This window comes from Bacillus sp. JJ1532 (assembly GCF_036965085.1).
Taxonomy (GTDB): domain Bacteria; phylum Bacillota; class Bacilli; order Bacillales; family Cytobacillaceae; genus Cytobacillus.
The window spans coordinates 1-22850 of the sequence record NZ_JBALOW010000068.1 but is presented as its reverse complement, the minus strand read 5'-3'; the positions used below and the strand labels follow the sequence as shown (position 1 = coordinate 22850).

The 22850-nt window shown below is 37.0% G+C and carries 23 protein-coding genes and 1 pseudogene; 17 read left to right on the top strand and 7 right to left on the bottom strand.

The window, feature by feature from the left end; translation table 11 throughout:
• Nucleotides 1-349: 349 nt before the first annotated feature.
• Together V7122_RS19980 and V7122_RS19975 are read left to right on the top strand one after the other, a co-directional pair.
• Nucleotides 350-1663: a DEAD/DEAH box helicase gene (locus tag V7122_RS19980; RefSeq protein WP_335348198.1), complete on the top strand. Its 1314-nt coding sequence runs from the start codon at nucleotides 350-352 to the stop codon at nucleotides 1661-1663.
• Between the two features lie 26 nt (nucleotides 1664-1689).
• On the top strand, nucleotides 1690-2583 hold the full coding sequence (locus V7122_RS19975; protein WP_335348197.1) for a deoxyribonuclease IV: 894 nt from the start codon (nucleotides 1690-1692) through the stop codon (nucleotides 2581-2583).
• Nucleotides 2584-2652: 69 nt separating this feature from the next.
• Here V7122_RS19975 and V7122_RS19970 read toward each other — a convergent pair whose 3' ends face one another.
• The gene (locus V7122_RS19970; RefSeq protein WP_335355630.1) at nucleotides 2653-2907 is read right to left on the bottom strand and encodes a DUF2624 domain-containing protein; all 255 of its coding nucleotides are present in this window, start codon (nucleotides 2905-2907) and stop codon (nucleotides 2653-2655) included.
• A gap of 163 nt (nucleotides 2908-3070) precedes the next feature.
• On the opposite strand from V7122_RS19970, the gene V7122_RS19965 reads away from it, so the two are divergent.
• Genes V7122_RS19965 through V7122_RS19955 form a run of 3 tightly spaced genes read left to right on the top strand, consistent with a single transcriptional unit; the run spans nucleotide 3071 to nucleotide 5157 of the window.
• Nucleotides 3071-3874, top strand: coding sequence for a metal ABC transporter ATP-binding protein (locus V7122_RS19965; protein WP_335348195.1), 804 nt, complete (start codon nucleotides 3071-3073; stop codon nucleotides 3872-3874).
• Complete coding sequence (locus V7122_RS19960) at nucleotides 3868-4704, top strand: metal ABC transporter permease (RefSeq protein WP_335348194.1); 837 nt, start codon at nucleotides 3868-3870, stop codon at nucleotides 4702-4704. Before V7122_RS19965 ends, V7122_RS19960 begins: the two co-directional genes overlap by 7 nt.
• 39 nt (nucleotides 4705-4743) lie before the next feature.
• Complete coding sequence (locus V7122_RS19955; RefSeq protein WP_335348193.1) at nucleotides 4744-5157, top strand: Fur family transcriptional regulator; 414 nt, start codon at nucleotides 4744-4746, stop codon at nucleotides 5155-5157.
• A 34-nt stretch (nucleotides 5158-5191) separates the two neighbouring features.
• Here the strand turns inward: V7122_RS19955 and V7122_RS19950 are convergent, their stop codons facing one another.
• Nucleotides 5192-5761 (bottom strand): hypothetical protein, encoded by a 570-nt coding sequence (locus V7122_RS19950; RefSeq protein WP_335348199.1) that lies wholly within the window; start codon nucleotides 5759-5761, stop codon nucleotides 5192-5194.
• A 295-nt stretch (nucleotides 5762-6056) separates the two neighbouring features.
• Between V7122_RS19950 and V7122_RS19945 the strand changes: the two genes are divergently transcribed.
• The gene (locus V7122_RS19945; RefSeq protein ID WP_335345353.1) at nucleotides 6057-6437 is read left to right on the top strand and encodes a DUF4190 domain-containing protein; all 381 of its coding nucleotides are present in this window, start codon (nucleotides 6057-6059) and stop codon (nucleotides 6435-6437) included.
• 48 nt (nucleotides 6438-6485) lie between these two features.
• On the opposite strand, the gene ispG is transcribed toward V7122_RS19945, so the two are convergent.
• Both ispG and V7122_RS19935 read right to left on the bottom strand, forming a co-directional pair.
• Nucleotides 6486-7610, bottom strand: a complete 1125-nt coding sequence (gene ispG, locus V7122_RS19940; RefSeq protein WP_335528565.1) for a flavodoxin-dependent (E)-4-hydroxy-3-methylbut-2-enyl-diphosphate synthase — start codon at nucleotides 7608-7610, stop codon at nucleotides 6486-6488.
• 317 nt (nucleotides 7611-7927) lie between these two features.
• A complete protein-coding gene (locus tag V7122_RS19935; RefSeq protein WP_335345351.1) occupies nucleotides 7928-8251 on the bottom strand; it encodes a hypothetical protein in 324 nt (107 codons plus the stop codon).
• Nucleotides 8252-8420: 169 nt separating this feature from the next.
• On the opposite strand from V7122_RS19935, the gene V7122_RS19930 reads away from it, so the two are divergent.
• Nucleotides 8421-10127: a methyl-accepting chemotaxis protein gene (locus tag V7122_RS19930; RefSeq protein ID WP_335345356.1), complete on the top strand. Its 1707-nt coding sequence runs from the start codon at nucleotides 8421-8423 to the stop codon at nucleotides 10125-10127.
• Between the two features lie 39 nt (nucleotides 10128-10166).
• Here the strand turns inward: V7122_RS19930 and V7122_RS19925 are convergent, their stop codons facing one another.
• Entirely contained in the window at nucleotides 10167-10940 is a 774-nt protein-coding gene (locus tag V7122_RS19925; protein WP_335528563.1) for a DUF1189 domain-containing protein, read from the bottom strand.
• A gap of 339 nt (nucleotides 10941-11279) precedes the next feature.
• Here V7122_RS19925 and V7122_RS19920 point away from each other — a divergent pair.
• From V7122_RS19920 to phoU, 10 genes and pseudogenes are all read left to right on the top strand, one after another.
• Nucleotides 11280-11960, top strand: a pseudogene (locus V7122_RS19920) (Na/Pi cotransporter family protein); the annotation flags it as partial.
• 63 nt (nucleotides 11961-12023) lie between these two features.
• Complete coding sequence (locus V7122_RS19915; RefSeq protein WP_335528560.1) at nucleotides 12024-12503, top strand: DUF456 domain-containing protein; 480 nt, start codon at nucleotides 12024-12026, stop codon at nucleotides 12501-12503.
• Between the two features lie 189 nt (nucleotides 12504-12692).
• Entirely contained in the window at nucleotides 12693-13301 is a 609-nt protein-coding gene (locus V7122_RS19910) for a superoxide dismutase (protein ID WP_335528558.1), read from the top strand.
• Between the two features lie 111 nt (nucleotides 13302-13412).
• Nucleotides 13413-14630: an MFS transporter gene (locus V7122_RS19905; protein WP_335528556.1), complete on the top strand. Its 1218-nt coding sequence runs from the start codon at nucleotides 13413-13415 to the stop codon at nucleotides 14628-14630.
• A 144-nt stretch (nucleotides 14631-14774) separates the two neighbouring features.
• Nucleotides 14775-16937 (top strand): peptidoglycan D,D-transpeptidase FtsI family protein, encoded by a 2163-nt coding sequence (locus V7122_RS19900; RefSeq protein ID WP_335528553.1) that lies wholly within the window; start codon nucleotides 14775-14777, stop codon nucleotides 16935-16937.
• A gap of 189 nt (nucleotides 16938-17126) precedes the next feature.
• Nucleotides 17127-18119 (top strand): PstS family phosphate ABC transporter substrate-binding protein, encoded by a 993-nt coding sequence (locus V7122_RS19895; RefSeq protein ID WP_335345345.1) that lies wholly within the window; start codon nucleotides 17127-17129, stop codon nucleotides 18117-18119.
• A gap of 109 nt (nucleotides 18120-18228) precedes the next feature.
• Nucleotides 18229-19137 carry a phosphate ABC transporter permease subunit PstC gene (gene pstC, locus V7122_RS19890; RefSeq protein WP_438824012.1) on the top strand — a complete coding sequence of 303 codons (909 nt, stop codon included), beginning with the start codon at nucleotides 18229-18231 and terminating at the stop codon, nucleotides 19135-19137.
• A complete protein-coding gene (gene pstA / locus V7122_RS19885) occupies nucleotides 19137-20015 on the top strand; it encodes a phosphate ABC transporter permease PstA (protein ID WP_335345344.1) in 879 nt (292 codons plus the stop codon). The genes pstC and pstA overlap by 1 nt, the downstream gene beginning before the upstream one ends.
• Nucleotides 20016-20069: 54 nt before the next feature.
• Nucleotides 20070-20870 carry a phosphate ABC transporter ATP-binding protein PstB gene (pstB, locus tag V7122_RS19880; RefSeq protein ID WP_335528571.1) on the top strand — a complete coding sequence of 267 codons (801 nt, stop codon included), beginning with the start codon at nucleotides 20070-20072 and terminating at the stop codon, nucleotides 20868-20870.
• 26 nt (nucleotides 20871-20896) lie between these two features.
• On the top strand, nucleotides 20897-21553 hold the full coding sequence (gene phoU, locus V7122_RS19875) for a phosphate signaling complex protein PhoU (protein WP_335345343.1): 657 nt from the start codon (nucleotides 20897-20899) through the stop codon (nucleotides 21551-21553).
• 41 nt (nucleotides 21554-21594) lie between these two features.
• Here the strand turns inward: phoU and V7122_RS19870 are convergent, their stop codons facing one another.
• Together V7122_RS19870 and V7122_RS19865 are read right to left on the bottom strand one after the other, a co-directional pair.
• The gene (locus V7122_RS19870) at nucleotides 21595-22065 is read right to left on the bottom strand and encodes a hypothetical protein (protein ID WP_335528550.1); all 471 of its coding nucleotides are present in this window, start codon (nucleotides 22063-22065) and stop codon (nucleotides 21595-21597) included.
• 3 nt (nucleotides 22066-22068) lie between these two features.
• A complete protein-coding gene (locus V7122_RS19865; protein ID WP_335345341.1) occupies nucleotides 22069-22449 on the bottom strand; it encodes a hypothetical protein in 381 nt (126 codons plus the stop codon).
• Nucleotides 22450-22850 lie beyond the last annotated feature (401 nt).

Below are 22850 nucleotides of genomic sequence, written 5' to 3'. Positions count from 1 at the left end.
CCGCCCCGACTCATTTGCGGTGGTCCACCTGGTCCCCTAAACCCTCCTCCAGCCATGGGGGGGAAGGGTCCCATTGGCGGGCGGGAAGGCATTTGATTCCTGTAAGGCTGCGGAGAAAATCCCCCGCGAAAAGGCGCCCCTGGTCCTTGAATCATAACATGACCTCCTAACTAATCTCTTTTAGTATTAAACTATGCGTAATTTACAAAATGGTTTTTGGACTTTTTTTCATAAATAGGTAAATATAAAGTTAAAATGATGTTTGAAGAAGGTATATGTGGTTATTTCATGCAAATTTTATTATAATAACAGGATGATTACATGAATCGACAAATGAGGAGCTATAAAAATGATGGATAATAAGTTTGAACGATATGATTTTAAGACATTTATTTTGGAAGCGGTGAAGGATTTAGGCTTTTATGAGCCAACTGAAATCCAAGAAAGATTATTTCCGACTGTGTTAAAAGGTGAAAGTGCAATCGGCCAATCACAAACTGGGACCGGAAAAACGCATGCCTATATTTTACCAATATTACAAAAGGTAAAGTCTGAAAATCAGGAGGTACAAGCAGTCATAACTGCACCTACAAGAGAGCTGGCTACCCAAATCTATCATGAAATTCTAAAGGTAACAAAGCATTGCCAAGAGGGACAAGACATATCAGCCCGCTGTTATGTCGGTGGAACTGATAAGCAGAGATCGATTGAAAAATTACGAACTCAGCCACATATTGTTGTCGGAACTCCTGGAAGAATTAACGATTTGATTAAGGAACAAGCCTTATTTGTCCATACAGCCAATATGCTTGTAGTAGACGAAGCGGATCTTATGCTTGATATGGGTTTTATCGAGGATGTGGATCAAATCGCAGCAAGAATGCCTGAAAAGCTGCAGATGTTGATTTTTTCCGCGACCATTCCAGAAAAATTAAAGCCATTTTTAAAAAAGTATATGGAAAATCCAAAATACATTCAAATCGAACCTGAACAAGTAACAGCAGCCAAAATAGAGCATTGGATTATGCCATCCCGCCATCGCAATAAAGATAAGCTTGTTCATGATGCATTAATGGTATTCAACCCCTATTTAGCTATCGTTTTTACAAATACGAAGAAAATGGCAGATGAAGTGGCTGATTCCTTAATTAAAAAAGGATTAAAAGTGGGACGTATTCACGGGGATCTTAATCCTCGTGAGCGTAAAAAAATGATGAAACAAATTAAAGATTTGGAATTCCAATATATTGTTGCCACTGATTTAGCTGCTAGAGGGATCGATATTCAAGGCATCAGTCATGTTATTAACTATGAATTGCCTTCTGATTTAGATTTTTATATTCACCGTGTTGGGAGAACAGCCCGTGCAGGCAATTCTGGTATTGCACTTACCATTTATGATACATCCGATGAGGATGCACTAAATCGTCTTGATAAAATGGGGATCGATTTCCGACACGTTGATCTTCAAAAAGGGGAATGGGCAGATTTAGGCAAGAGAAATAAGCGCAAAAGCCGCAAGAAGCAGGCAGACGAAATCGATAAACAAGCACAGTCTATTGTTCAAAAGCCTAAAAAGGTAAAGCCAGGATATAAAAAGAAAATGCAATCTGAAATAGAAAGCTTCAAAAAACGCCAAAAAAGATTACAGCGTAAAAAATAGATAACAAAGGGAGAGAGGAAGCCATTATGTTGAAAATAGGTTCACACGTATCGATGAGTGGAAAGGACATGCTCCTAGCTGCCAGCAAGGAAGCGGTATCCTATGGATCAAATACGTTTATGATTTATACAGGAGCCCCTCAAAATACGAGAAGAAAAAAAATCGAGGATTTGAATATTGAAGCAGGCCTTAAGCATATGGAGGCAAATGGTATATCTGATATTATTGTCCATGCACCTTATATTATTAATATTGGAAATACCGAAAACCCGAATACTTTTGAGTTAGGAGTTAATTTTTTAAGAACAGAAATTGATCGTACAGAGGCAATCGGGGCAAAACAAATTGTATTGCACCCAGGCGCTCACGTTGGTGCGGGGACAGAGGCTGGAATTAAAAAAATTGTTGAAGGGCTAAACGAAGTATTAAATGGAGACGAAAAGGTTCAAATCGCTCTTGAAACGATGGCAGGCAAAGGTTCCGAATGTGGAAAATCATTTGAAGAATTAGCAATGATTATAGACGGGGTTCATTACAATGATCATCTTTCAGTCTGTTTTGATACTTGTCATATACATGATGCCGGCTATAATATTGTTGAAGACTTTGATGGGGTTTTAGAACAATTTGATCGTATTATTGGGCTGGACCGTTTAAAGGTATTGCATATTAACGATAGTAAAAATGAGCGCGGAATGCGTAAGGATCGTCATGAGAATATAGGCTTTGGCCATATCGGCTTCAAAGCGTTAAATTATATCGTCCATCATCCACAGTTGAAAGACATTCCAAAAATTCTTGAGACGCCTTTCGTGGGAGAGGACAAAAATAATAAAAAAGCCCCTTATAAATATGAAATTGCTATGCTGAAAGCCCAAGAATTTAACGATAATCTTCAGGACATCATTATGCAGGGATAACTGATTAATAAATTAAAAAAAGCTGTGAAATCATTCGCAGCTTTTTATAATGGAAAAATAAATCTTAGGTTATTTTGTAAGCTGAATAAACAATTGGTTAACTTGTCTAGCCGTTTCTGGACCAGCAAGTCTTGCGATATCCTTAATTAATTTAGAACGCTCGGCATCATTAAAAATATTAATGCTTTTTCCACGCAGATAAGCTGCGATTTTACTCGCTTGCTGCTTTGTAATTGAGATTTGGAATTGGTCTCCATATTTTAATAATTCATCGGCAGTAATATTGCTTATTTTATGATTGATGATATTTTCAAAGATCTTCATCTCTCATCACTCCTCCGTAGTACTTTATGAAGGAGATAGGCAATATGTGACAGCAATAATCTAATTAAAGGTAAGTGCCTTGTTTCTTTACAAATATTTTTTCTTCCTGTATACTAACTTTTGTTAAATCGGAATGATTCTTAATTTAAAAAGGTGATAGTAAATGAAGGCACATGATAAGCCTATAATAAATATCAATCAATTATCTTATCGTTATGAAAAAGAAAACGTACTGGAAGATATAAATTTATCCATAAAAGAAGGGGCCTTTCTTGGAATTGTTGGTCCAAATGGTTCGGGGAAATCCACTTTATTAAAGCTAATTCTAGGGCTGCTTAAAACGCAAAAAGGTGAAATTCAGCTCTTTGGTCAGGAGATAAGCAAATTTAAGGATTGGCACAAAATTGGCTTTGTTTCTCAAAAGGCAAACTCATTTAACACTGGTTTTCCAGCAACCGTCTATGAGGTGGTAGCTAGTGGATTAACAAAAAAGCTTGGTCTTTTTAAGTTTATGAAAAATGAGCACAGGCAAAAGGTTATAAAAGCTATCGACTCAGTAGGGCTTCTCCCTTTTCAAAAACGTAATATTGGGGAGCTTTCAGGAGGACAGCAGCAGCGTGTATTCATAGCAAGAGCTTTAGTAAGTGATCCGAAACTAATGATTTTAGATGAGCCTACAGTGGGAGTTGATGCACAAAATGTGCAATCCTTTTACGAGATGCTTGATAGCCTAAATAAAGAATTAGGAATTACACTTCTTTTAGTCACACATGATATTGGCGCCATATCTGACAAGGTTACTCATGTTGCTTGTTTAAATAAGCATTTACATTTTCATGGGGAAACTAATGAGTTTGAGCAGTTGAAAATGGAGGAGATGTCTGATTTTTATGGTCATGACATTCATATCCTGACACATAATCATGATCACCATCATCACCAGCATGGAGGAGCAGGGCAATGCTAGCGGGGATACTACAATATGAATTTTTGCAAAATGCCTTTTTAACGGGAATTATTATTGGAATTATTGCACCATTATTAGGTGTATTTATTGTTGTCCGAAGGCTGTCACTTATTGCCGATGCATTAAGCCATGTTACCCTTGCCGGAATAGCAGCAAGTCTCTATTTCGAAAAGAAAGTGACGGGATTAAGCGGATTGAATCCCATCTATATGGGAATGGCTTTTTCTGTGACAGGGTCTTTATTTATTGAAAAGCTAAGATCTGTTTATAAGCATTATCAAGAGCTGGCTATTCCTATTATATTATCCGGTGGGATTGGGATAGGCGTTATTTTTATTTCTCTTGCAGATGGCTTTAATACAGATTTATTTAGTTATTTATTTGGAAGTGTCAGTGCAGTAAGCCGTGTTGATTTATGGACGATATTAATTATCAGTATTCTCGTCATATCAATGATCTTCCTTCTGTATAAAGAATTATTCCTGCTTTCCTTTGATGAAGAACATGCAAAGGCTTCAGGGATAGCTGCAAAATGGGTGCATTTTATATTTATCATCATGGTTGCACTCGTGATTGCTGCATCGATGCGAATTGTGGGGATTCTGTTAGTTTCTTCTTTAATGACCTTACCGGTCGCAGCCAGTATTCGCATTGCAAAAGGCTTTAAACAAACGATCTTTTTTTCAGTAATATTTGGCGAAACTTCCGTACTAGGCGGGCTGACACTCTCCTATTACTTAGATCTAGCCCCAGGCGGAACAATCGTTATAATCGCGGTCTTTATTTTGATCATGACGATCTTGTTCAAAAAATTCACAACTAACATATAGCAAATCTGACATAGAGTTCATTTTAATGAGGTGAATGAAGTGGATATCAATGAAGCATTACAGCTATTAAAGGAAAAGGGCTATAAACATACAGGAAAAAGAGAAGAAATGCTGCAGTTTTTTGCAAAAAGTAATAAATATTTAACTGCACGTGATGTTTTGACATGGATGAAGGATGATTATCCTGGCTTAAGCTTTGATACCATTTATAGAAATTTATCTTTATTTGTCGAGCTTGGCATTTTTGAAATGACGGAACTTTCTGGGGAGAAGCATTTTCGCTATACTTGCGCGCATGAACATCATCACCATCATTTTATATGTATGGATTGCGGGAAAACTAAAGAAATTGACACGTGTCCGATGCAAGAGCTGCAGGACAATTTAAAGGGCTATGATATTTCCGGACATAAATTTGAAATATATGGCCGCTGCCCAGAATGTGTCAGCTGAGGGCTAAATAAAAACGGCTTAACACCGTTTTTATTTAGCCTTCTTTTAACCATTTATCTACCCATTCGTTTGCTTCCATCCAGTTTTTTACGCGAATTACTCCAGAAGGTATTGGATCCTGGTTATACGGAGTATCAAATAAAATAACAGGAATTTGGCATTCTTCGTGTATCATCACAGCATTATCATGCTTATCTTCAAAAAAGATATCGACTTTGAAATCTTTAGCTGCCTTTACTTTGTAATGGGTTCCAATTAACTCAATGTGATGAAAGGATAACGCATGCTTTAAAAACCATTCCTCAGTAAGCTTCAGTAAGTGCGAACCCCGAGCACTAATGAAAAATAATTCATGCTCCTTTTCCCATTTATTCAAAATCTCTTTAGCCCCCACAGCAAGCGGTGATTCAGCATATATAGCCGGCTCACTTTCAGCAAACCAATGTGCAAATTCTTCCTCTGTAATTTCTACTAAATGGGTAAGATCGTATTGTTTAACATCATTTAAAGTAATGTTTAAATTAAAGGCTTTATTTAAAAATGGGATCATTGAAGAAGGACATGAAACTGTCCCATCAATATCAATACCAAAACGCTTTTTCATTCTTAATACTCCCCTTAAAAACAAGTTCTTCTATATCTTATCAGAAGTGTGTATTAGACTAAAGAAATTTAGTAAAAACATGGGACATAGTAAAACATTAACATCTTTAAAATGGGGATTTTCGTAAACAATATTAATGCTCCAAAAAAAAATACTTTTACGGGAATCGTAAGAACTTTGAGCCCATTTCAAAAGCTTTGCTCCGAAATGCCTCAAATAAATCTTTGTTTCCTTAGAAAGTCAGGCTGCAACATGGGGAAACGAATGTTTCCATATTTGAAAGCGAGGGATTTGGATGGCAGATCAAGAACGTGATTACGAGGATTATGATCTTCGTCATAGCGAGAACATTGGCGAAAAGAACCAATATGGAGCTGCGGATTATAATGAAGAAACCTCTGCTGAGATTGCTGCACCTATTTCATTTGACAGGGGTAGAACAAATACAATAAATGAGAGAGATAATGAAGCGGAAACAGCGGGAAGAGGAATGGGGATTGCTGCATTAGTTCTTTCCATTATCTCTTTGTTCGTATTCCCAGTCTTATTTGGAGCAACGGGTATTGTACTTGGGTTCATCGCGCGGCGCCGGGGAGCTTTAAGCTTAGGGAGCTGGGCAATTGGCATTGGGGTAGTATCCATTATTGTAGGGATGTTTATCCTTCCATTTTTTTAACATAATCAAATTTAAATGAAAGAAGAGGGTGACTTAGTCACCCTCTTCTTAGTCTTGCTTTACTGTTTCAGCATTCTTTTTTTCTTCTTCTTGTTTAGCAAAGTATTCAGCTGCAATTTTATCGATTTCAATTTTTAATTCTTCGACCATCGTTTCTTCAGGGACTTTCCGAACAATTTCCCCTTTACGGAATAGAAGTCCTTCTCCTCTAGCGCCGGCAATACCGATATCTGCCTCACGTGCTTCACCTGGCCCGTTTACCGCACAGCCAAGGACTGCTACTTTTATTGGTGCTTTGATTTTCTGGATATATTCCTCAACCTCGTTCGCAATGCTGATTAAATCAATTTCAATTCTGCCGCATGTAGGGCAGGAAATTAATGTTGCAGCATTAGAAGATAATCCAAATACCTTTAATAATTCACGAGCTACCTTGACTTCTTCAACAGGGTCTGCACTTAAAGAAATACGGAGTGTGTTTCCAATTCCTTTATTGAGAATAACACCGAGACCAGCTGCACTTTTCACAGTACCCGCAAAAAGAGTACCGGATTCTGTAATTCCAAGATGCAGTGGATAATCAAATGCCTTTGCGGCTTTTTCATATGCTTCTATAGCTAAATTAACATCAGATGCCTTCATTGAAACGATAATATCATGGAAATCCAGATCCTCAAGAATTTTAATATGGTGAAGTGCGCTTTCAACCATTCCATCTGCAGTTGGATAACCATATTTTTCAAGAATTCTTTTCTCTAATGAGCCAGCATTTACTCCGATTCGGATTGGGATCCCTTTTTCTTTTGCGGCTTTTACAACCGCCTCTACTTTCTCACGCTTTCCGATATTTCCAGGATTGATTCTTATTTTATCAGCTCCGCCTTCAATGGCCTTCAGAGCAAGCTTATAGTCAAAATGAATATCAACAACGAGCGGAATGTTTATTTGCTTTTTAATATCTGCAATGGCGTTTGCAGCCCTTTCATCCGGACAAGCTACACGTACGATCTGACAGCCAGCTTCCTCTAAACGTTTAATTTCAGCTACAGTAGCCTCGACATCATGCGTTTTAGTTGTTGTCATGCTTTGGATAAACAGCTCGTTACTGCCGCCAATCGTTAATGGTCCAACCTTAACTGGACGTGTTTTTGTACGATGTATGATTTCACTCAATGGAGATTCGCTCCTTCTATTAACAGTTCTCAATAATACTTTTTTTCTAATCCATTGCTATTGTATCAGTGTTTCATTGATATTGACAAGAATGATGGTTTATCCAGCAGTGGTAAATTTTTAACTTCATTCAGCAGAAGTCAGCTACTTGTTATGTAGGAAATGACTGCCAAAAGGTATCCAATTTAAGCTGGAGTCAAATTCCCGACTGAATGAAGTTAAAGCCTCCGGCGGATGCCTCAGATTTTTTAGTGGAAATTTATCGAGCGGAGATCGATAAAAATCTGGGCGCAATTTCACCGAGGTGAAATTGATGTTTAGTTACGATAATCAGGAAACTTATAAATGTAACCGGATTTAATTTTTTCCGGACTTAAGCCATTATTTAAAATTTTAAAATCAGAAATGACTTTGGAAATAGAAACAGAAAGCGGAGCATTTATGTTTTTTTCTACAAGCGATAAAACTGTATCACCTGATGAAACTTTTTTTTCAAAATAGGGCAATAAAGTTTCATTCTCCGCCATAGCTTCAATAACTGGTTCATCGACAGTAGGAATAGGAAGGGTTCCCTTAGTTAGGTCAAAATATATAACATAAATAACAAGGACTGATAGTAGAAAAAGGGCAAGACGTTTCATATAGGAAAACCTCCGGAATAAATAAGCTGTTTACCAAATATGTATGCTTGTACAAAAAAAATAGAACTTTAGTTGGAAAAATTAATGGAAATATTACTAACTCTTTACAATTTCTTAATACTTCTCTGCCATAATGAAATTGATTTTGGAAGGGGGAAATTATTTGTTAGTGGGGAAGATTCAAGCTGCAACACGAACATTATTAGCAAAAATTACTCTGCAAACAAGACTGCTTGTTCTCATCTTAGGTTTGCTCCTATTGACCGTTTCATCTATAGCATATATCTCTTACGGAAAATCAAAGGATACGGCAGTAAATTTAATTGAACAGAGATTGATTAAAGAAGTAAAATCGATTTATGATTTATCTCAAAATCTCATGCTTATCTATGTAGGCAATGAAGACAAGTTTAATAAAAAAATGAATCAGGTGATAAAAAGCCAGGATGCTGGGCTTGCACAAGATGGGCTAAGCGGGAGCTTTTTCTTAGTTAATGAAAAAGGAGCCACTCCATTCCAAATTAGTAAAAATACGAAGATCAAATTTTCCCAATCAACCATTGATAAAATAATGAAAAAACAAAATGGACTCATTCATCAAAATATTGACGGAGACGATTACACTATTTCATTTCAGTCCGTTCAGGAGCTAAAAGGAATTTATGTCATTGCTATCCCGCAAAGTCAATATTTAAAAGAAGTGAATGAAATGGCCAAATACATAATAATTGCAGTCATCATAAGTCTTTCTATTACCTCAGTTATTGTTATTTTATTAGTAAGAAATTTAACAAGTCCATTATCAAGGCTGAGAGAGGTTATGAAGGAAGCACGGAATGGAAATTTAGATGTTCGAGTGAAGGCAAACACAACAACACCGGAAATTACCTCTCTTATTAAAAGCTTCGATGCGATGATTAAACAAATGAGCTCGCTTTTATATAAAATAACGGCCACTACTAGGGATTTATCAGAAACAGGCGGAGATCTGCAACAAATATCTGGTGAGGTAATGGTGGAAAACGAGCAGTTGATGAGGGCGATTCAAATTGTGAAATTGGGTGCTGAACAAACGGCCAGCAGTTCAGATAATAGTATCCAAATGTTTCAAAGTATGAGAGATGCTATTAATAATATTTTTGAACAAATGAAGGAAATCATGAATAAAACACAATCCATGAATGAATCAGCTCATGATGGAGAATTGAGTGTCGAGAATCTTATTCAAGCGTTTAATCACTTGAGCGATGAATTCAAAACCGTTTCCGCTACCGTTCAGGAGGTGAAGGAACATTCAGCATCAATAGCTGAAATTGTTACGTTTATCCAGCAGATGGCGGGACAAACTAAGCTTTTGGCATTAAATGCCGCCATAGAAGCAGCGCGGGCAGGAGAAGCGGGCAGCGGCTTTGCGGTAGTTGCTAATGAAGTAAGGAATTTAGCAGAGCAATCTTCGCAAGCCACAGAGGAAATAAAGCATACCATTGAAAAAATGGAGCTAATCTCTCTGAAGGCTTCGAATGAATTCGAAGAAATGCTTGTTCATTTTCAATCACATCTTGAAACGGCATCGGTCAGCAGAAAATCCTTTGATTTGTTAATGCTCGAAATTGCCGCAGTAAGTGAAATGATTCGTCATGCACAGGGTGAATTAGTTGGACTGAATGATACTCTTCCTAAGATGGAATCTGTAACTGAAAACTTTGTCTCAGTCTCACAGGAAACCTTTGCAAGCGCAGAGCAGGTTGTTGAAGCATCTCAAAAACAAATGATCAAAATGAAGAAGAACCATGAATCAGGCGAAAAACTGAAGGAACTCTCTCAATCACTAGCCGAGCTAAATGCAGAATTTCGATATTCACAAGGTGTTCGCTAATAAAAAAGGAAAAAAAATAAAACGCGCTTATTGCACGTTTTATTTTTTTGCTTTTGGCAGGGGGATTTCTTTAATAGTTAGGAACAGAATGATATACGCAACAAGCCAATTAAGCAGAGCTCCATTTGGTACCTCCGTCTGAAGACTATCCATAATTGTAAAAAAGATAGTTGGCAGTGTGACACTATAGGCGGCTAGTCGCCAAGTATGACGATATTGAATATTTCTATTAAGCATTTTTTTCAAGAGCAAACCAAGTAAGGCAAGGAAAGAAACCTCGATAAATTTCGCCCCGCTTGCAAAAATAAGAATAATCACTCCTAATAACGGAATAATGATCGCAAGTGAGGAGTTAACAGTAGCCAGAATCTCAAGCAAATCATTATTTGTAATCGAAATATCATTAAACATGGAGTACGGCAATGATTGAACCTGCCCTCCAGCGATAAAATACGCATCATTTTTTAGAATGGCAATCGTATTTTTGCTATTGTTTAATTCATCCGTGTCTACCGTGCCGGTCGAATCGAAAATAATCGTAATGTTCTCTTTGTTGAGAATAACAGGGGCTTTTGTATCAGAATGAAGCTCTCCATTTTCAATATGAAATGGAGGCAGTTCAGAACCAAGGCTTTTTTCTACTTCACTGACTCCATTTACCAGTCCGGAACTTAAAAAGTAAACGGATGGAAGGATAGAAATTAGGGCAAGAAAAAAAACATACAGGATCGTTTTTCCAATCCCCTGAAATCGAAACATGGAAATGTCCCTTGGAGAATAAAGACTTTTAAATAATTGTTTGAAAATATTCATTTAGACCACCCTTAGAAAAGTTCATCATATAATTTTAACTTGCTAAAATCATCTGTACAAGCTTTAAATATATAATTAATTTTCCGAAAACCGTAATACAATTGTAATATTAAGCTGATTTGTTAAGGTATTGTAAATTTAGTTTGAGTTTCCTTTACATCTAAAAATATTCAATTAATAATTGTATGGAGTTTGTTGAGAATTGTCGAATTTTACGATCTGGGGTTGGGGAAAGTGGAACTGAATATTCCGCAGACACTTTTTGAATTATTAGGCGGGTTAGTGATATTTTTATTTGTAATAATATTTATGAGGGGCGGGCTAAAGAAATCTTCAGCAGATTCAGTCATTGAATATAAAGCCAACCATCTTGATCCGGTTTTTATTGAGCAGTCACCATCGATTGCACTTGGACAAGCAAAAGAAGAAGTTTTGCGAATGGGCCATTTTTCTATAAAAGGTTTAGAAGAAACCCATGAATACATAAAAACAAAGAATCAAAAGCATTCCGCTAAAGCGATGCGGATTGAGGAAGCAATTAATAAACTAGATCGAAAAATAACTGATTATTTAGTAGAACTGGCAACAAGCTCACTGTCTGATCATGAATCTAAAGAGCACATAATGCTAATGGATACAGTAAGAGATATTAAGGGTATCGGTGATCATTACGAAAATATTATCGAGTTAATTGATTACCAGCAAGCAAATAAAATCTTATTGTCAGATTCAGCGATGTCTGACTTAAATGAAATGTTTATGTTAACCATTTCAACAGTTTCCGAGTCAATAGATGCTTTAGATCATAATGATAAGGAAGTAGCCATTCATGCTGTACAAAAAGAAGAAGAGATTGATAATATAGTAAGAAAGCTTCACAGACAGCATATTCTTCGCTTAAATGAGGGATTATGCTCTGCTCAAGCTGGAATCGTGTATGTTGAAATTATAAGTAATCTTGAGAGAATTGGCGACCATGCTGTAAATATCGCTGAAGCTATTTTAGGGGAAGATGATTAGTCTATAATATAGGGTAGGGAGAACACTCCTTACCTTTTATTATTCGGAGGTGCTTTGCCTTATATGGAGTATCTGAATTGGACCTTAATTATTTTTATATTCGTCATCGCCTTTATTGGCCTCGTTTACCCGATTATTCCAAGCGTTCTTTTTATCTTAGGAGGGTTTTTCTTATATGGTTTTTTATTTTCTTTTGAACCGTTTAACTGGCTTTTTTGGGTGATTCAAGGTCTTTTTGTCATTTTATTATTTGGAGCAGATTATTTAGCCAATATGATTGGGGTAAAAAAATATGGGGGCTCGAAAGCTGGGATTTGGGGCAGTACAATCGGAATTATCGTTGGCCCATTTGTTATTCCAGTGTTCGGTATCATAATCGGCCCTTTTTTAGGGGCTATCCTTGCTGAGCTAGCCGTTAACAAGAAAGAATGGAAGGAAGCTGTTAAGATAGGCTTTGGCTCTGTTATAGGCTTTATAAGCAGTGTTGTGACAAAGGGGATTATACAAGCGGTAATGGTTATTTATTTCATAATGGTCATATAACCTATTCTTTTAGGAATATTATAAATTTTATTGGGAAATGTATATGAGTGGAGAAGCATTTTAATTGAAACGATTATCTAACTTTGGTAATCTTAAAGTGTAACCATAAAGAATGATTCTAATTTCAGAATTGCAAGAAATCTAGAATTGTTTGAGTGGAAAATTATATGTACATAGGAGGAATTAATAATGGCATTTGAATTACCACAATTACCTTATGCTTATGATGCTTTAGAACCGAATATCGACAAAGAAACGATGAATATTCACCACACTAAGCACCATAACACATATGTAACAAACCTAAATAACGCTTTAGAAGGAAATGAAGAGCTTCTTTCTAAATCAGTTGAAGAAGTGATTGCAAACTTAGATGCTGTTCCAGAAGCTGCACGTACTGCAGTACGTAATAACGGCGGCGGACATGCAAACCACTCTTTATTCTGGCAAGTAATTTCTCCAAATGGCGGCGGTGAGCCAACAGGAGAATTAGCTGACGCTATTAACGGTAAATTTGGAAGCTTCGATAGCTTTAAAGAAGAATTTGCTAAAGCTGCTACTACACGTTTTGGTTCTGGCTGGGCATGGCTTTCAGTAAATAATGGCGAGCTTGAAGTAACAAGCACACCAAATCAAGATTCTCCATTAATGGAAGGCAAAACTCCTATTCTTGGTTTAGATGTTTGGGAGCATGCTTACTATTTAAATTATCAAAACCGTCGTCCGGATTACATCGGTGCATTCTGGAATGTTGTAAACTGGGATGAGGTTTCAAAACGCTTTACTGCAGCAAAATAATACACATTTAATTACACGGCAGGGATATCCTTGCCGTGTTTTTTATTAAGTTGGTATAAGAGGAACTGCTTAGTTAGAAACTACCCTTTAGACACAAAGGGGAGTTTTTTTATGAGTAAGGTTAAAAAGTTGATCGGTGAAGTTGATTTAACGAAGGATTTGGGGTTGCTGCTTATTATCGGGGGCCTATATTCTTTAAGTGTAGCTCTGTCTAATACGTTTGTGAATATTTATCTTTGGAAGCAGTCAGGTGATTTTAAGGATTTAGGTTTGTATAATCTTACCGTTGTTGTCATTCAGCCGTTAACGTTTATTTTGGCAGGCAGGTGGGCAAAGAAAGTTGATCGCGTAATTGTTCTCCGGATTGGCGTTATTTTTTTAGCTGCCTTTTATTTAACGGTTTTAATAATAGGAACACAAGCATCAAAGTTTTTGCTGCTTCTCGGTGCATTGCTTGGTATTGGATATGGTTTTTATTGGCTTGCATTTAATGTTTTAACTTTTGAAATTACCGAACCGGAAAATCGTGATTTTTTTAACGGCTTTCTTGGGATTTTGTCTTCTGTTGGAGGAATGATTGGTCCAATAGCTGCAGGCTTAATTATTTCTAAGTTAGAAAAATTTACGGGATATACAATCATCTTCGGTACATCTTTAGCTCTTTTTTCATTGGCCGTGTTTTTAAGCTTTTTTATAAAAAGAAGGCCGGCAAAAGGAAGGTATTATTTTAGAAGAATATTAGCAGAACGAAAAAATAATAAGAATTGGCAGCTAATCACGAACGCTCACTTCTTTCAAGGGCTGCGTGAAGGTACATTTGCATTTGTCATATCGGTTTTTGTCTTTATATCAACAGGCAGTGAACTTGCCTTAGGGGCATATGGACTTGTCAACTCAGGAGTTTCATTTATTGCGTACTATTTTGTTTCAAGGCTCCTAAAAAAACAGTACCGTAAAAGGGCTATCTTAGTAGGCGGTATAATATTGTATTTGGCGATATTCCTGATTATCTTTGATATCAGCTACTCCAAACTTCTCATCTATGCAGCCACCATTGCAATAGCCTATCCTCTTCTGCTCGTTCCATATATTTCAATGACGTATGATGTGATTGGAAAAGGATGGAAGGCTGCTGAAATGAGAATCGAATATATTGTTGTAAGGGAAATTTTCGTGAATTTGGGCAGGATATTCTCAATCCTGTGCTTTCTGGGAGCAGTCACCTTTTTCAATGAGGAAAAAAGCATTCCAATCCTTCTGCTATTTCTTGGTGCTGGTCACTCTATTATATTTTTCTTCATCAGAAAAATACAGCTTCAATCTGCATAAGGGAAGAGCATGCTCTTCCCTTTTTCCTATTAACAAATATTGCATCAGCTTTCCGTATGTTCTTCCTAGAAAAATTTACTGATTTCTTATAGAATGGGATTAGTGAAATAGAAAGTTTGTTACAAAAGGAAGTGTCTATATAAATTGAATAAAAAGAAAAGGAAGAAAAAATCTCATGTTCCCGTCAGGCTGAACATTTTATTTTTTATTGTGTTTTTATTATTTTCTGTTCTAGTCCTTCGACTAGGCTTTGTGCAAATTGTGTATGGTGATGATTATAGGCGGGAAATTGAGCGGACAGAGGACGTTACGGTTAATAACCCAGTACCCAGGGGGAAGATGTTTGATCGGACAGGCAAGGTTATTGTAGATAATACACCGCAAAATGCCATTACGTATACAAATCGCGGGGCAAAGCAAGCGGAGATGCTAGATGTGGCAGAGAGACTTGCTAAACTTATCGAAAAAAATACGGATAAAGTGCAGGTTAGAGATAAAAAGGACTATTGGATTCTCAAAAATAAAGACCGAGCTGATAAAAAAGTACCGGAAAAGGAAATTGATAAATTAAAAGAAAAATTTGAAGGCAAGGAACTTGATAAGGAGATTTATCGTCTGACGGTAGATCGTGTTACGGATGAAGAGTTAAACGAACTCACTGATAAGGATTTAGAGATTCTTGCGATCTATAGGGATTTTACAAGCGGGTATGCATTAACACCACAAATTGTTAAGAATAAAGATGTAACACCAGAGGAGTTTGCTGTTGTCAGTGAAAATCTTCAGCTTCTCCCAGGCGTAGATACGACGACGGATTGGGAAAGAGCTTATGCCTTTGGTTCAACCTTGAGGTCGGTCCTTGGAAAAATAACGGATTCTGATGAAGGTTTGCCAGCTGAGCAGCTTGACTATTATTTAGCAAGAGATTATAGCCGTAATGATCGTGTAGGAAAGAGTTATATTGAAATGCAATATGAAGATGTGCTGCACGGTCAAAAGGCTAAGGTGAAAAATGTCACTGATAAGGCAGGGAATGTTCTTGAGACAATCCCAATTACAGAGGGTAAAAGAGGAATGGATCTCGTCCTTAGCATTGATATGGATCTTCAAGTTGCGATCGAAAAGATCATCGAAGAAGAATTGCAGGCTGCGAAAGCAAAGCCCGGAACTGCTTTGCTTGACAGAGCTTATGTTGTCTTGATGGATCCACATACGGGTGAAATAATGACAATGGCCGGAAAGAGAATTGTTAAGGATGAGAAAACGGGCAAGAGCGAGATGCAGGATGATGCACTAGGAAATATAGCATCAAGTTATAACGTTGGTTCAACTATTAAGGGGGCAACGATCCTTACAGGATATCAAACAGGTGTTATTAGGCCTAATACATCTTTTTATGATGCTCCCATACTAATTAGTAGAACGCCTCCAAAGAAATCATGGAAAAACCTTGGAACGATGAATGATATAAATGCACTCAAATATTCTTCCAACGTTTATATGTTTTATACCGCAATCCGAATCGGTAAAGGGAACTACATTCCTAATGGACCACTTCCGTTAGAATTAGATAAAGGCTTTGCAACGTTTCGGGATTCTTTTGCGCAATTTGGTTTAGGAGTACGTACAGGGATTGATCTCCCAAACGAGACGCTAGGTTTTAAAGGTATTTACGGAAAAACATCTGGACTTTTACTCGATTTTTCGATCGGTCAGTTTGATACGTACTCTAATATGCAATTAGCACAATATGTCTCTACCATTGCAAATGGAGGAAATCGCATGGAACCCCATATTGTCAAGGAGATTCGTGAGCCTCTACTGGAAAACAATGAGTTAGGGCCAATTGTCCAAGAAATTCAGCCTAAAGTACTTAATTATGTAGATGCTGAACCAGAATGGTTTGACCGTGTCCAGCTAGGATTCAAGAAGGTTTATCAAGAGCAAGGCGGAACTGCATACGGCTATTTCGGCCAGAAAAGCTATAATCCAGCAGGGAAGACTGGTACAGCAGAAGCCTTCTATGACGGACCTGAACGTAAAAAGTTTGGTAAAGAACCACCGGAAGTAATAAACTTAAGTCTTGTTGGATATGCACCTGAAGATAATCCTGAAGTTGCCATGGCTGTTATCGTTCCATGGGCATACCAAGGAGGCCGAGGTCACTCTGCCAATTTAATCATCGGTCAAAGAGTCATGGACACCTATTTCGAATTAAAGAAACAGAGGCAAATGGGGAATATTGTCGAGAATGACGCTCAAGATATAGAAAATAGTGAAGAAACAGAAGTCGAAGAAACTGAATAAGGGATTAGATAGAGCCTGTCACCATAGTCGTGGCAGGCTTTTTTTCTGTCCTCATTTCTCGACAAATTTACACATCATTTATATCGATTTACATAACCTTTACAATCCGTTAAAACCGTATTTACAGTCATACATTATTCTAATACATGTAGGACATAATGATACAAAACACTTAGGGGGAATAAAGAAATGAAAAGCTTTAAGTACTTATCACTATCAGTAATGATTGGGGCAGTGCTGGCATTCACAGCAGCTTGTGGTACAGCAGATGAGGGAACAACTAACGGTTCTCAAGCTGGAACTGAAGGAAATAAGACAGAACAAGCTGGTGAAGAAAATAAGCAACTTCAAGGTGAAATTAATATTGACGGATCATCTACAGTATTTCCAATCATGGAAGCTGTCGTTGAAGAGTTTGGAATGGAACAACCTGGAGTAAAAGTTTCTGTTGCTTCCTCTGGTACAGGTGGCGGATTTAAAGCATTTATTGCTGGAACTACAGATTTCAGTAATGCATCTCGCCCAATTAAAGATGAAGAAAAAGCTCAGCTTGAAGAAAAAGGAATCGCTTATACAGAATTAAAATTAGCAAATGATGGTCTATCAGTTGTTGTGAACAAAGACAACACTTGGGTTGATCATTTAACAGTAGATGAATTAAAGAAAATGTGGTTAGAAGATGGAACAGTAAAAAAATGGTCTGATATCCGTGAAGGATGGCCTGAAGAAGAAATTAAATTTTATTCACCAGGTACTGATTCTGGTACATTCGATTACTTTGATGAAGTGATTCTAGAAGAGGCACCAATTGTGGAAAAAGCAACACTTTCTGAAGATGACAATGTTCTTGTACAAGGGGTTAAAGGCGATAAGAATGCAATTGGCTATTTCGGATATGCTTATTATGCTGAAAACAAAGATGCATTGAAAGTAGTCCCTATTGATGGCGGGAACGGTCCTGTAGAACCAACAAACGAAACAGTTGAAAGTGGAGAATATGCTCCATTATCACGTCCGCTTTTCACTTATGTTAAGAACGAATCAGTGAAAAAAGAAGAAGTTTATGAATTTGTAAAATTTACACTTGAAAATGCTGCAGTGCTATCTGAAGATGTAGGTTATGTAAAATTAAAGGATGAAGAATATACAAAGGCTTTAGAAACTGTAGAAGGTCTTAAGTAATCAATAAAACTTTATGATGGGAAGCGCGATTATTGTGCTTCTCATCTTGTTGTGGATGGAAGGGGTTTTCACTTTGGCAATACAAAATTCATCATTTTCTGTACAGGAAATGATTCAAGCAAAAAAACAAAAGAAAAGTGCCAGCTCTTCAGTTGAAAAGGTAGTGCCGTTTGTTTTGTTATTAACAGCTGTAGTTTCTGTATTAACAACTCTTGGAATCGTGTTTACATTGATATTTGAAACATTCACTTTCTTTAGTAAAGTTTCCATTATAGAATACATTACTGCGAAAAAATGGTATCCATTCTCGCCAACGCAGGGGTCATTTGGCGTACTGCCACTCGTTATAGGCACGTTAAAGGTAACCATTATTGCTGCAATTGTAGCTGTCCCTATTGGATTAGCAACAGCGATTTTTTTGAGTGAGTATGCATCAGACAAAACTCGCAGAATCATTAAACCGATATTAGAAGTATTAGCAGGAATTCCAACGATTGTTTATGGTTTTTTTGCCTTAACGTTCGTTACACCAATCTTAAGAGAGATGATTCCTTCCCTTGAAATATTTAATGCATTAAGCCCAGGTATTGTAATCGGGATCATGATCACTCCGATGATTGCATCTCTATCTGAAGATGCGATGTCTTCTGTACCTAATTCAATGCGTGAGGGAGCACTCGCATTAGGTTCAACAAAACTGGAAGTATCCTTAAAAGTTGTGCTGCCAGCAGCTATTTCAGGGATTATTGCTTCGATTGTCCTCGCAGTTTCGCGGGCCATTGGAGAAACAATGATCGTAGCCGTTGCAGGCGGATCCACTCCAAATATGAATTGGGATGTAACAAGTTCGATCCAAACGATGACTGCCTATATCGTTCAAGTTAGCCAAGGTGATGCAGGATATGGAACGACAATTTATTACAGTATTTATGCTGTAGGATTTACACTATTCCTGTTTACATTATTGATGAACTTATTTGCCCAATTTATCTCTCGTCGTTTTAGGGAGGAATACTAATGAAAATCATTGAACATTCAACAGTTATTAAACATATGAAAGCAAGATTATTAACAAATATTCTCTTTAAAACTTTATTTTTGATGGCAACGATGTTTGGCTTACTTGTTTTAGGAATATTATTATATCGGATACTCACTCAAGGAATCGCTTATCTTGATTTTCAGTTTTTGCAAAGTCTTCCATCACGAAAGCCTGAACTGGCGGGTGTTAAAACAGCATTGATTGGTACAGTGTGGCTTATGGGTGTTGTAGCGCCTGTATCATTATTGTTAGGTGTTGGAACAGCCATTTATTTAGAAGAATATGCGAAGAAAAATCGCTTTACACGTTTTATTCAAATCAACATCTCAAACCTTGCTGGCGTCCCATCGATTGTTTTTGGCTTATTGGGGCTTACTGTATTTGTTCGTGCACTTGCACTCGGAACGAGTGTTCTAGCTGCTGGATTAACGATGAGCTTGTTAGTTCTTCCTATCATAATTGTAGCATCCCAGGAAGCGATAAGATCTGTTCCAAAAGAATTAAGAGAAGCTTCTTTTGGGATGGGTGCGACAAAGTGGCAAACGATTGTTCATGTAGTCTTGCCGGCAGCTGTTCCCGGAATATTAACAGGCGGGATTCTTGCATTGTCTAGAGCAATAGGGGAAACGGCTCCACTTGTTGTACTTGGATTGCCATTGTTCCTTGCATTCCTGCCAAAGTCTGTTTTCGATATGTTCACTGTTTTGCCAATGCAAATTTATAACTGGACGGGCAGACCACAGGCTGAATTTCAATCGTTAGCTGCTGCAGGAATTATTGTCCTGCTCGTGATGTTAATAATCATGAATTCAATTGCTGTATTAATTCGGAATAAATTCTCAAAACGATATTAATGGAAGTGGATGAAGGGGGAACTCAATATGAATGCAACATTAGAAAAGCAAAAAATGCGTCTTGTTCAAGGCAAAGATACTGTTACGGATATAACATCAAAAAATATAGTCTATAAAACCGATCAGCTTAATTTATGGTACGGAGAAAACCATGCGTTGAAAAATATTAATTTAGATATATATGAAAATGAAGTGACAGCCATTATTGGTCCATCTGGATGTGGAAAATCTACGTATATTAAAACGTTGAACCGAATGATTGAACTAGTGCCAATTGTAAAAACATCAGGTATAATTTCGTACAGGGGCAGAAATATTTTTGATAAGTCTTATGGGGTAGAAGAATTACGTACGAAGGTTGGAATGGTGTTTCAAAAACCGAACCCTTTTCCTAAATCCATTTATGAGAACGTAGCCTATGGACCGAAAATTCATGGCATTCGTGACAAAAAAATCCTCGATCAAATTGTCGAGAAAAGTTTAAAAGGTGCGGCCATATGGGATGAAGTAAAAGACCGATTACATCAAAATGCTTACGGGCTTTCAGGGGGTCAGCAACAGCGTCTTTGCATTGCTCGCTGTTTAGCCATTGAGCCTGATGTTATATTAATGGATGAACCAACGTCAGCACTTGATCCGATCTCTACATTGAAGGTAGAAGAATTAGTACAGGAATTAAAGAAGGAATTCAGTATCATAATCGTTACTCATAATATGCAGCAGGCAGCACGTATTTCTGATAAAACGGCTTTCTTCCTAAACGGTGAAGTAATTGAGTTCGCGGAAACAAATAAAATATTCTCAACACCTTCAGATAAACGAACAGAGGATTATATTACAGGAAGATTCGGCTAATTGAATGTAAGGGGAGATAACAAGTTATGTCAGTTCGTGAAAAATTTGATGTTGATCTAAAAGAATTACAAGGAAAATTATTAGAAATTGGCAACTTTGCCGAAGACGCGCTGACCAAATCCATTATCGCTCTAGAAAGCCAGGATCTTGAGATGGCTCTTGAAATCATTGATAATGATGCTAATGCGAATCTTATGTATGAAGATATAAATGATTTTGCGATATTATTAATTGCGAGACAGCAGCCAGTAGCCATTGATCTCCGCCGCATTATTGTCGCTATAAAAATTGCAACAAATATTGAAAGAATTGCTGATTTCGCAGTAAATATTGCAAAGTCTACGATTAGAATTGGCTCGGAGCCGTTAGTAAAGCCTATTGTTCATATTAAAGAAATGCACAAAATTACTTTAGAGATGTTGAAATTATCTTTAGAGGCTTTCAATGATGAAGACATTGTAAAAGCAAAACAGTTAGCAGAGATGGATGATAAGGTTGATGATTTATATGGGCAAACAATCAGGGATTTAATGCAAATTAATATGCAAAAGCCGGAATTTTTGCCGCAAATTTTGCAGCTTTCCTTTATTTGCAGATTTCTCGAAAGATCCGCAGACCATATCACTAATATTGCTGAAAGTATTTTATACCTTGTTAAAGGAAGGCAGTATGACTTAAATTAATAGAATGACAAAAAAGCTAAAGAAGCTGGTTCTCAGCCTCTTTAGCTTTTTGTTATTATTTTTGCTATTTGTTTATAGCTCATACCAGCTTTTACTTCAAACGATCCAAGCTGTATTCTCTTACTATAGCCATTCTCCTCAAGGTATGTTTCAAACTGAGCCGCATCATCAATAATCTTTTCTTTTTCGAGCATTGCAGCAATGTCATGTGAAACCATTCCACCTATTATTTCTAACGTGTAAGCCGTAACTGATTCAGTGGATTCTGAAGGTGAAGAAGGCTGTTTTGGTGATTCGGTCTCCTTACCTTCTTCTTTATTTGCATTTTCAATTGCCTGAAACCTATCTTTTGTTAAAATAATATATCCATGATCAGCTAATAAGGTCTTCGCATTTTCAATCGTTAATTCTTCCGGTTTCTCTTTTTTCAAAGCCGAAAAATAAAATGAGCCAATAATACAAACAGCAACGAGTATTCCAAATGCAAAGGCACGTGTATTCCTTTTGTTCATGTCTTATCCTCTTCCGATCTTTTCTGCTAGGATTGATTCAACTTCACCTGGTGTTAAGGATGATTGCCTTGCAATTTGATCTACTGTTAGCCCCTGCTGAACTAAGGACCACACCTGATTCTTGATAATATCATGGATTTCCTTCTTCTCATTTGATAGCAAAGGAGGACGTATAGTAGAAACCGGTTGAAATTCAATATCGTTAACAAGCAGTTCTTCCTCAAGAACCTTTAATTTTTTCTTAATGATATACATATCTTGAATTTGCTGCATGGATAGCTGATCTATCTCTTCACGAATAATCTTATACGGATCCTTCATAAAGACTGAACATATTAGCAGAATGACAGCAAAGGCGAGCAAGCCAATCATTAAATATTCCAAATAAGTCACCTCAATTTTTGTTCTGCCAATATTTTATCATTTATAGTGACAAATTTCGATTTGAATTGTTTATGTGAACAAAGATTGAAGTTTTTTTGTCGGATTTTATTCGGTTTTATAAAAGAGTTTTTGTCGAAAAAATCCAATTTTCTTGTAAAAGATAGGAAGGAAAAATTTTTCTTAGTTAGCAAATGCAAGTATAGAAACAAAACGCAAATTACGACAATTTCCGTTCATTGTGAGAGTGAGTTTTCAGTGATAACATATAGAAATAAGGAATAAATTTACTCTATTACTCATATATATTGTTTTCTCGCAGATTAACGGGCTGTAAGACCCCCCACTTCAAGAAGTAGAGTAAAACAAAAATTCTAAGTGGGGAATCAACAGCCCGTAAAGGC

What these genes read in the sequence shown, in the direction of transcription:
- phoU (WP_335345343.1), top strand. Translation starts at nt 20,897, where the DNA reads ATGTCAGTTCGTGAAAAATTTGATGTTGATCTAAAAGAATTACAAGGA.
- V7122_RS19975 (WP_335348197.1), top strand. Translation starts at nt 1,690, where the DNA reads ATGTTGAAAATAGGTTCACACGTATCGATGAGTGGAAAGGACATGCTC.
- V7122_RS19970 (WP_335355630.1), bottom strand. Translation starts at nt 2,907, where the DNA reads ATGAAGATCTTTGAAAATATCATCAATCATAAAATAAGCAATATTACT.
- V7122_RS19895 (WP_335345345.1), top strand. Translation starts at nt 17,127, where the DNA reads ATGAAAAGCTTTAAGTACTTATCACTATCAGTAATGATTGGGGCAGTG.
- V7122_RS19965 (WP_335348195.1), top strand. Translation starts at nt 3,071, where the DNA reads ATGAAGGCACATGATAAGCCTATAATAAATATCAATCAATTATCTTAT.
- V7122_RS19935 (WP_335345351.1), bottom strand. Translation starts at nt 8,251, where the DNA reads ATGAAACGTCTTGCCCTTTTTCTACTATCAGTCCTTGTTATTTATGTT.
- V7122_RS19980 (WP_335348198.1), top strand. Translation starts at nt 350, where the DNA reads ATGATGGATAATAAGTTTGAACGATATGATTTTAAGACATTTATTTTG.
- V7122_RS19905 (WP_335528556.1), top strand. Translation starts at nt 13,413, where the DNA reads ATGAGTAAGGTTAAAAAGTTGATCGGTGAAGTTGATTTAACGAAGGAT.
- pstB (WP_335528571.1), top strand. Translation starts at nt 20,070, where the DNA reads ATGCGTCTTGTTCAAGGCAAAGATACTGTTACGGATATAACATCAAAA.
- pstA (WP_335345344.1), top strand. Translation starts at nt 19,137, where the DNA reads ATGAAAATCATTGAACATTCAACAGTTATTAAACATATGAAAGCAAGA.
- V7122_RS19915 (WP_335528560.1), top strand. Translation starts at nt 12,024, where the DNA reads ATGGAGTATCTGAATTGGACCTTAATTATTTTTATATTCGTCATCGCC.
- V7122_RS19910 (WP_335528558.1), top strand. Translation starts at nt 12,693, where the DNA reads ATGGCATTTGAATTACCACAATTACCTTATGCTTATGATGCTTTAGAA.
- pstC (WP_438824012.1), top strand. Translation starts at nt 18,229, where the DNA reads ATGATTCAAGCAAAAAAACAAAAGAAAAGTGCCAGCTCTTCAGTTGAA.
- V7122_RS19945 (WP_335345353.1), top strand. Translation starts at nt 6,057, where the DNA reads ATGGCAGATCAAGAACGTGATTACGAGGATTATGATCTTCGTCATAGC.
- V7122_RS19960 (WP_335348194.1), top strand. Translation starts at nt 3,868, where the DNA reads ATGCTAGCGGGGATACTACAATATGAATTTTTGCAAAATGCCTTTTTA.
- V7122_RS19925 (WP_335528563.1), bottom strand. Translation starts at nt 10,940, where the DNA reads ATGAATATTTTCAAACAATTATTTAAAAGTCTTTATTCTCCAAGGGAC.
- V7122_RS19950 (WP_335348199.1), bottom strand. Translation starts at nt 5,761, where the DNA reads ATGAAAAAGCGTTTTGGTATTGATATTGATGGGACAGTTTCATGTCCT.
- V7122_RS19870 (WP_335528550.1), bottom strand. Translation starts at nt 22,065, where the DNA reads ATGAACAAAAGGAATACACGTGCCTTTGCATTTGGAATACTCGTTGCT.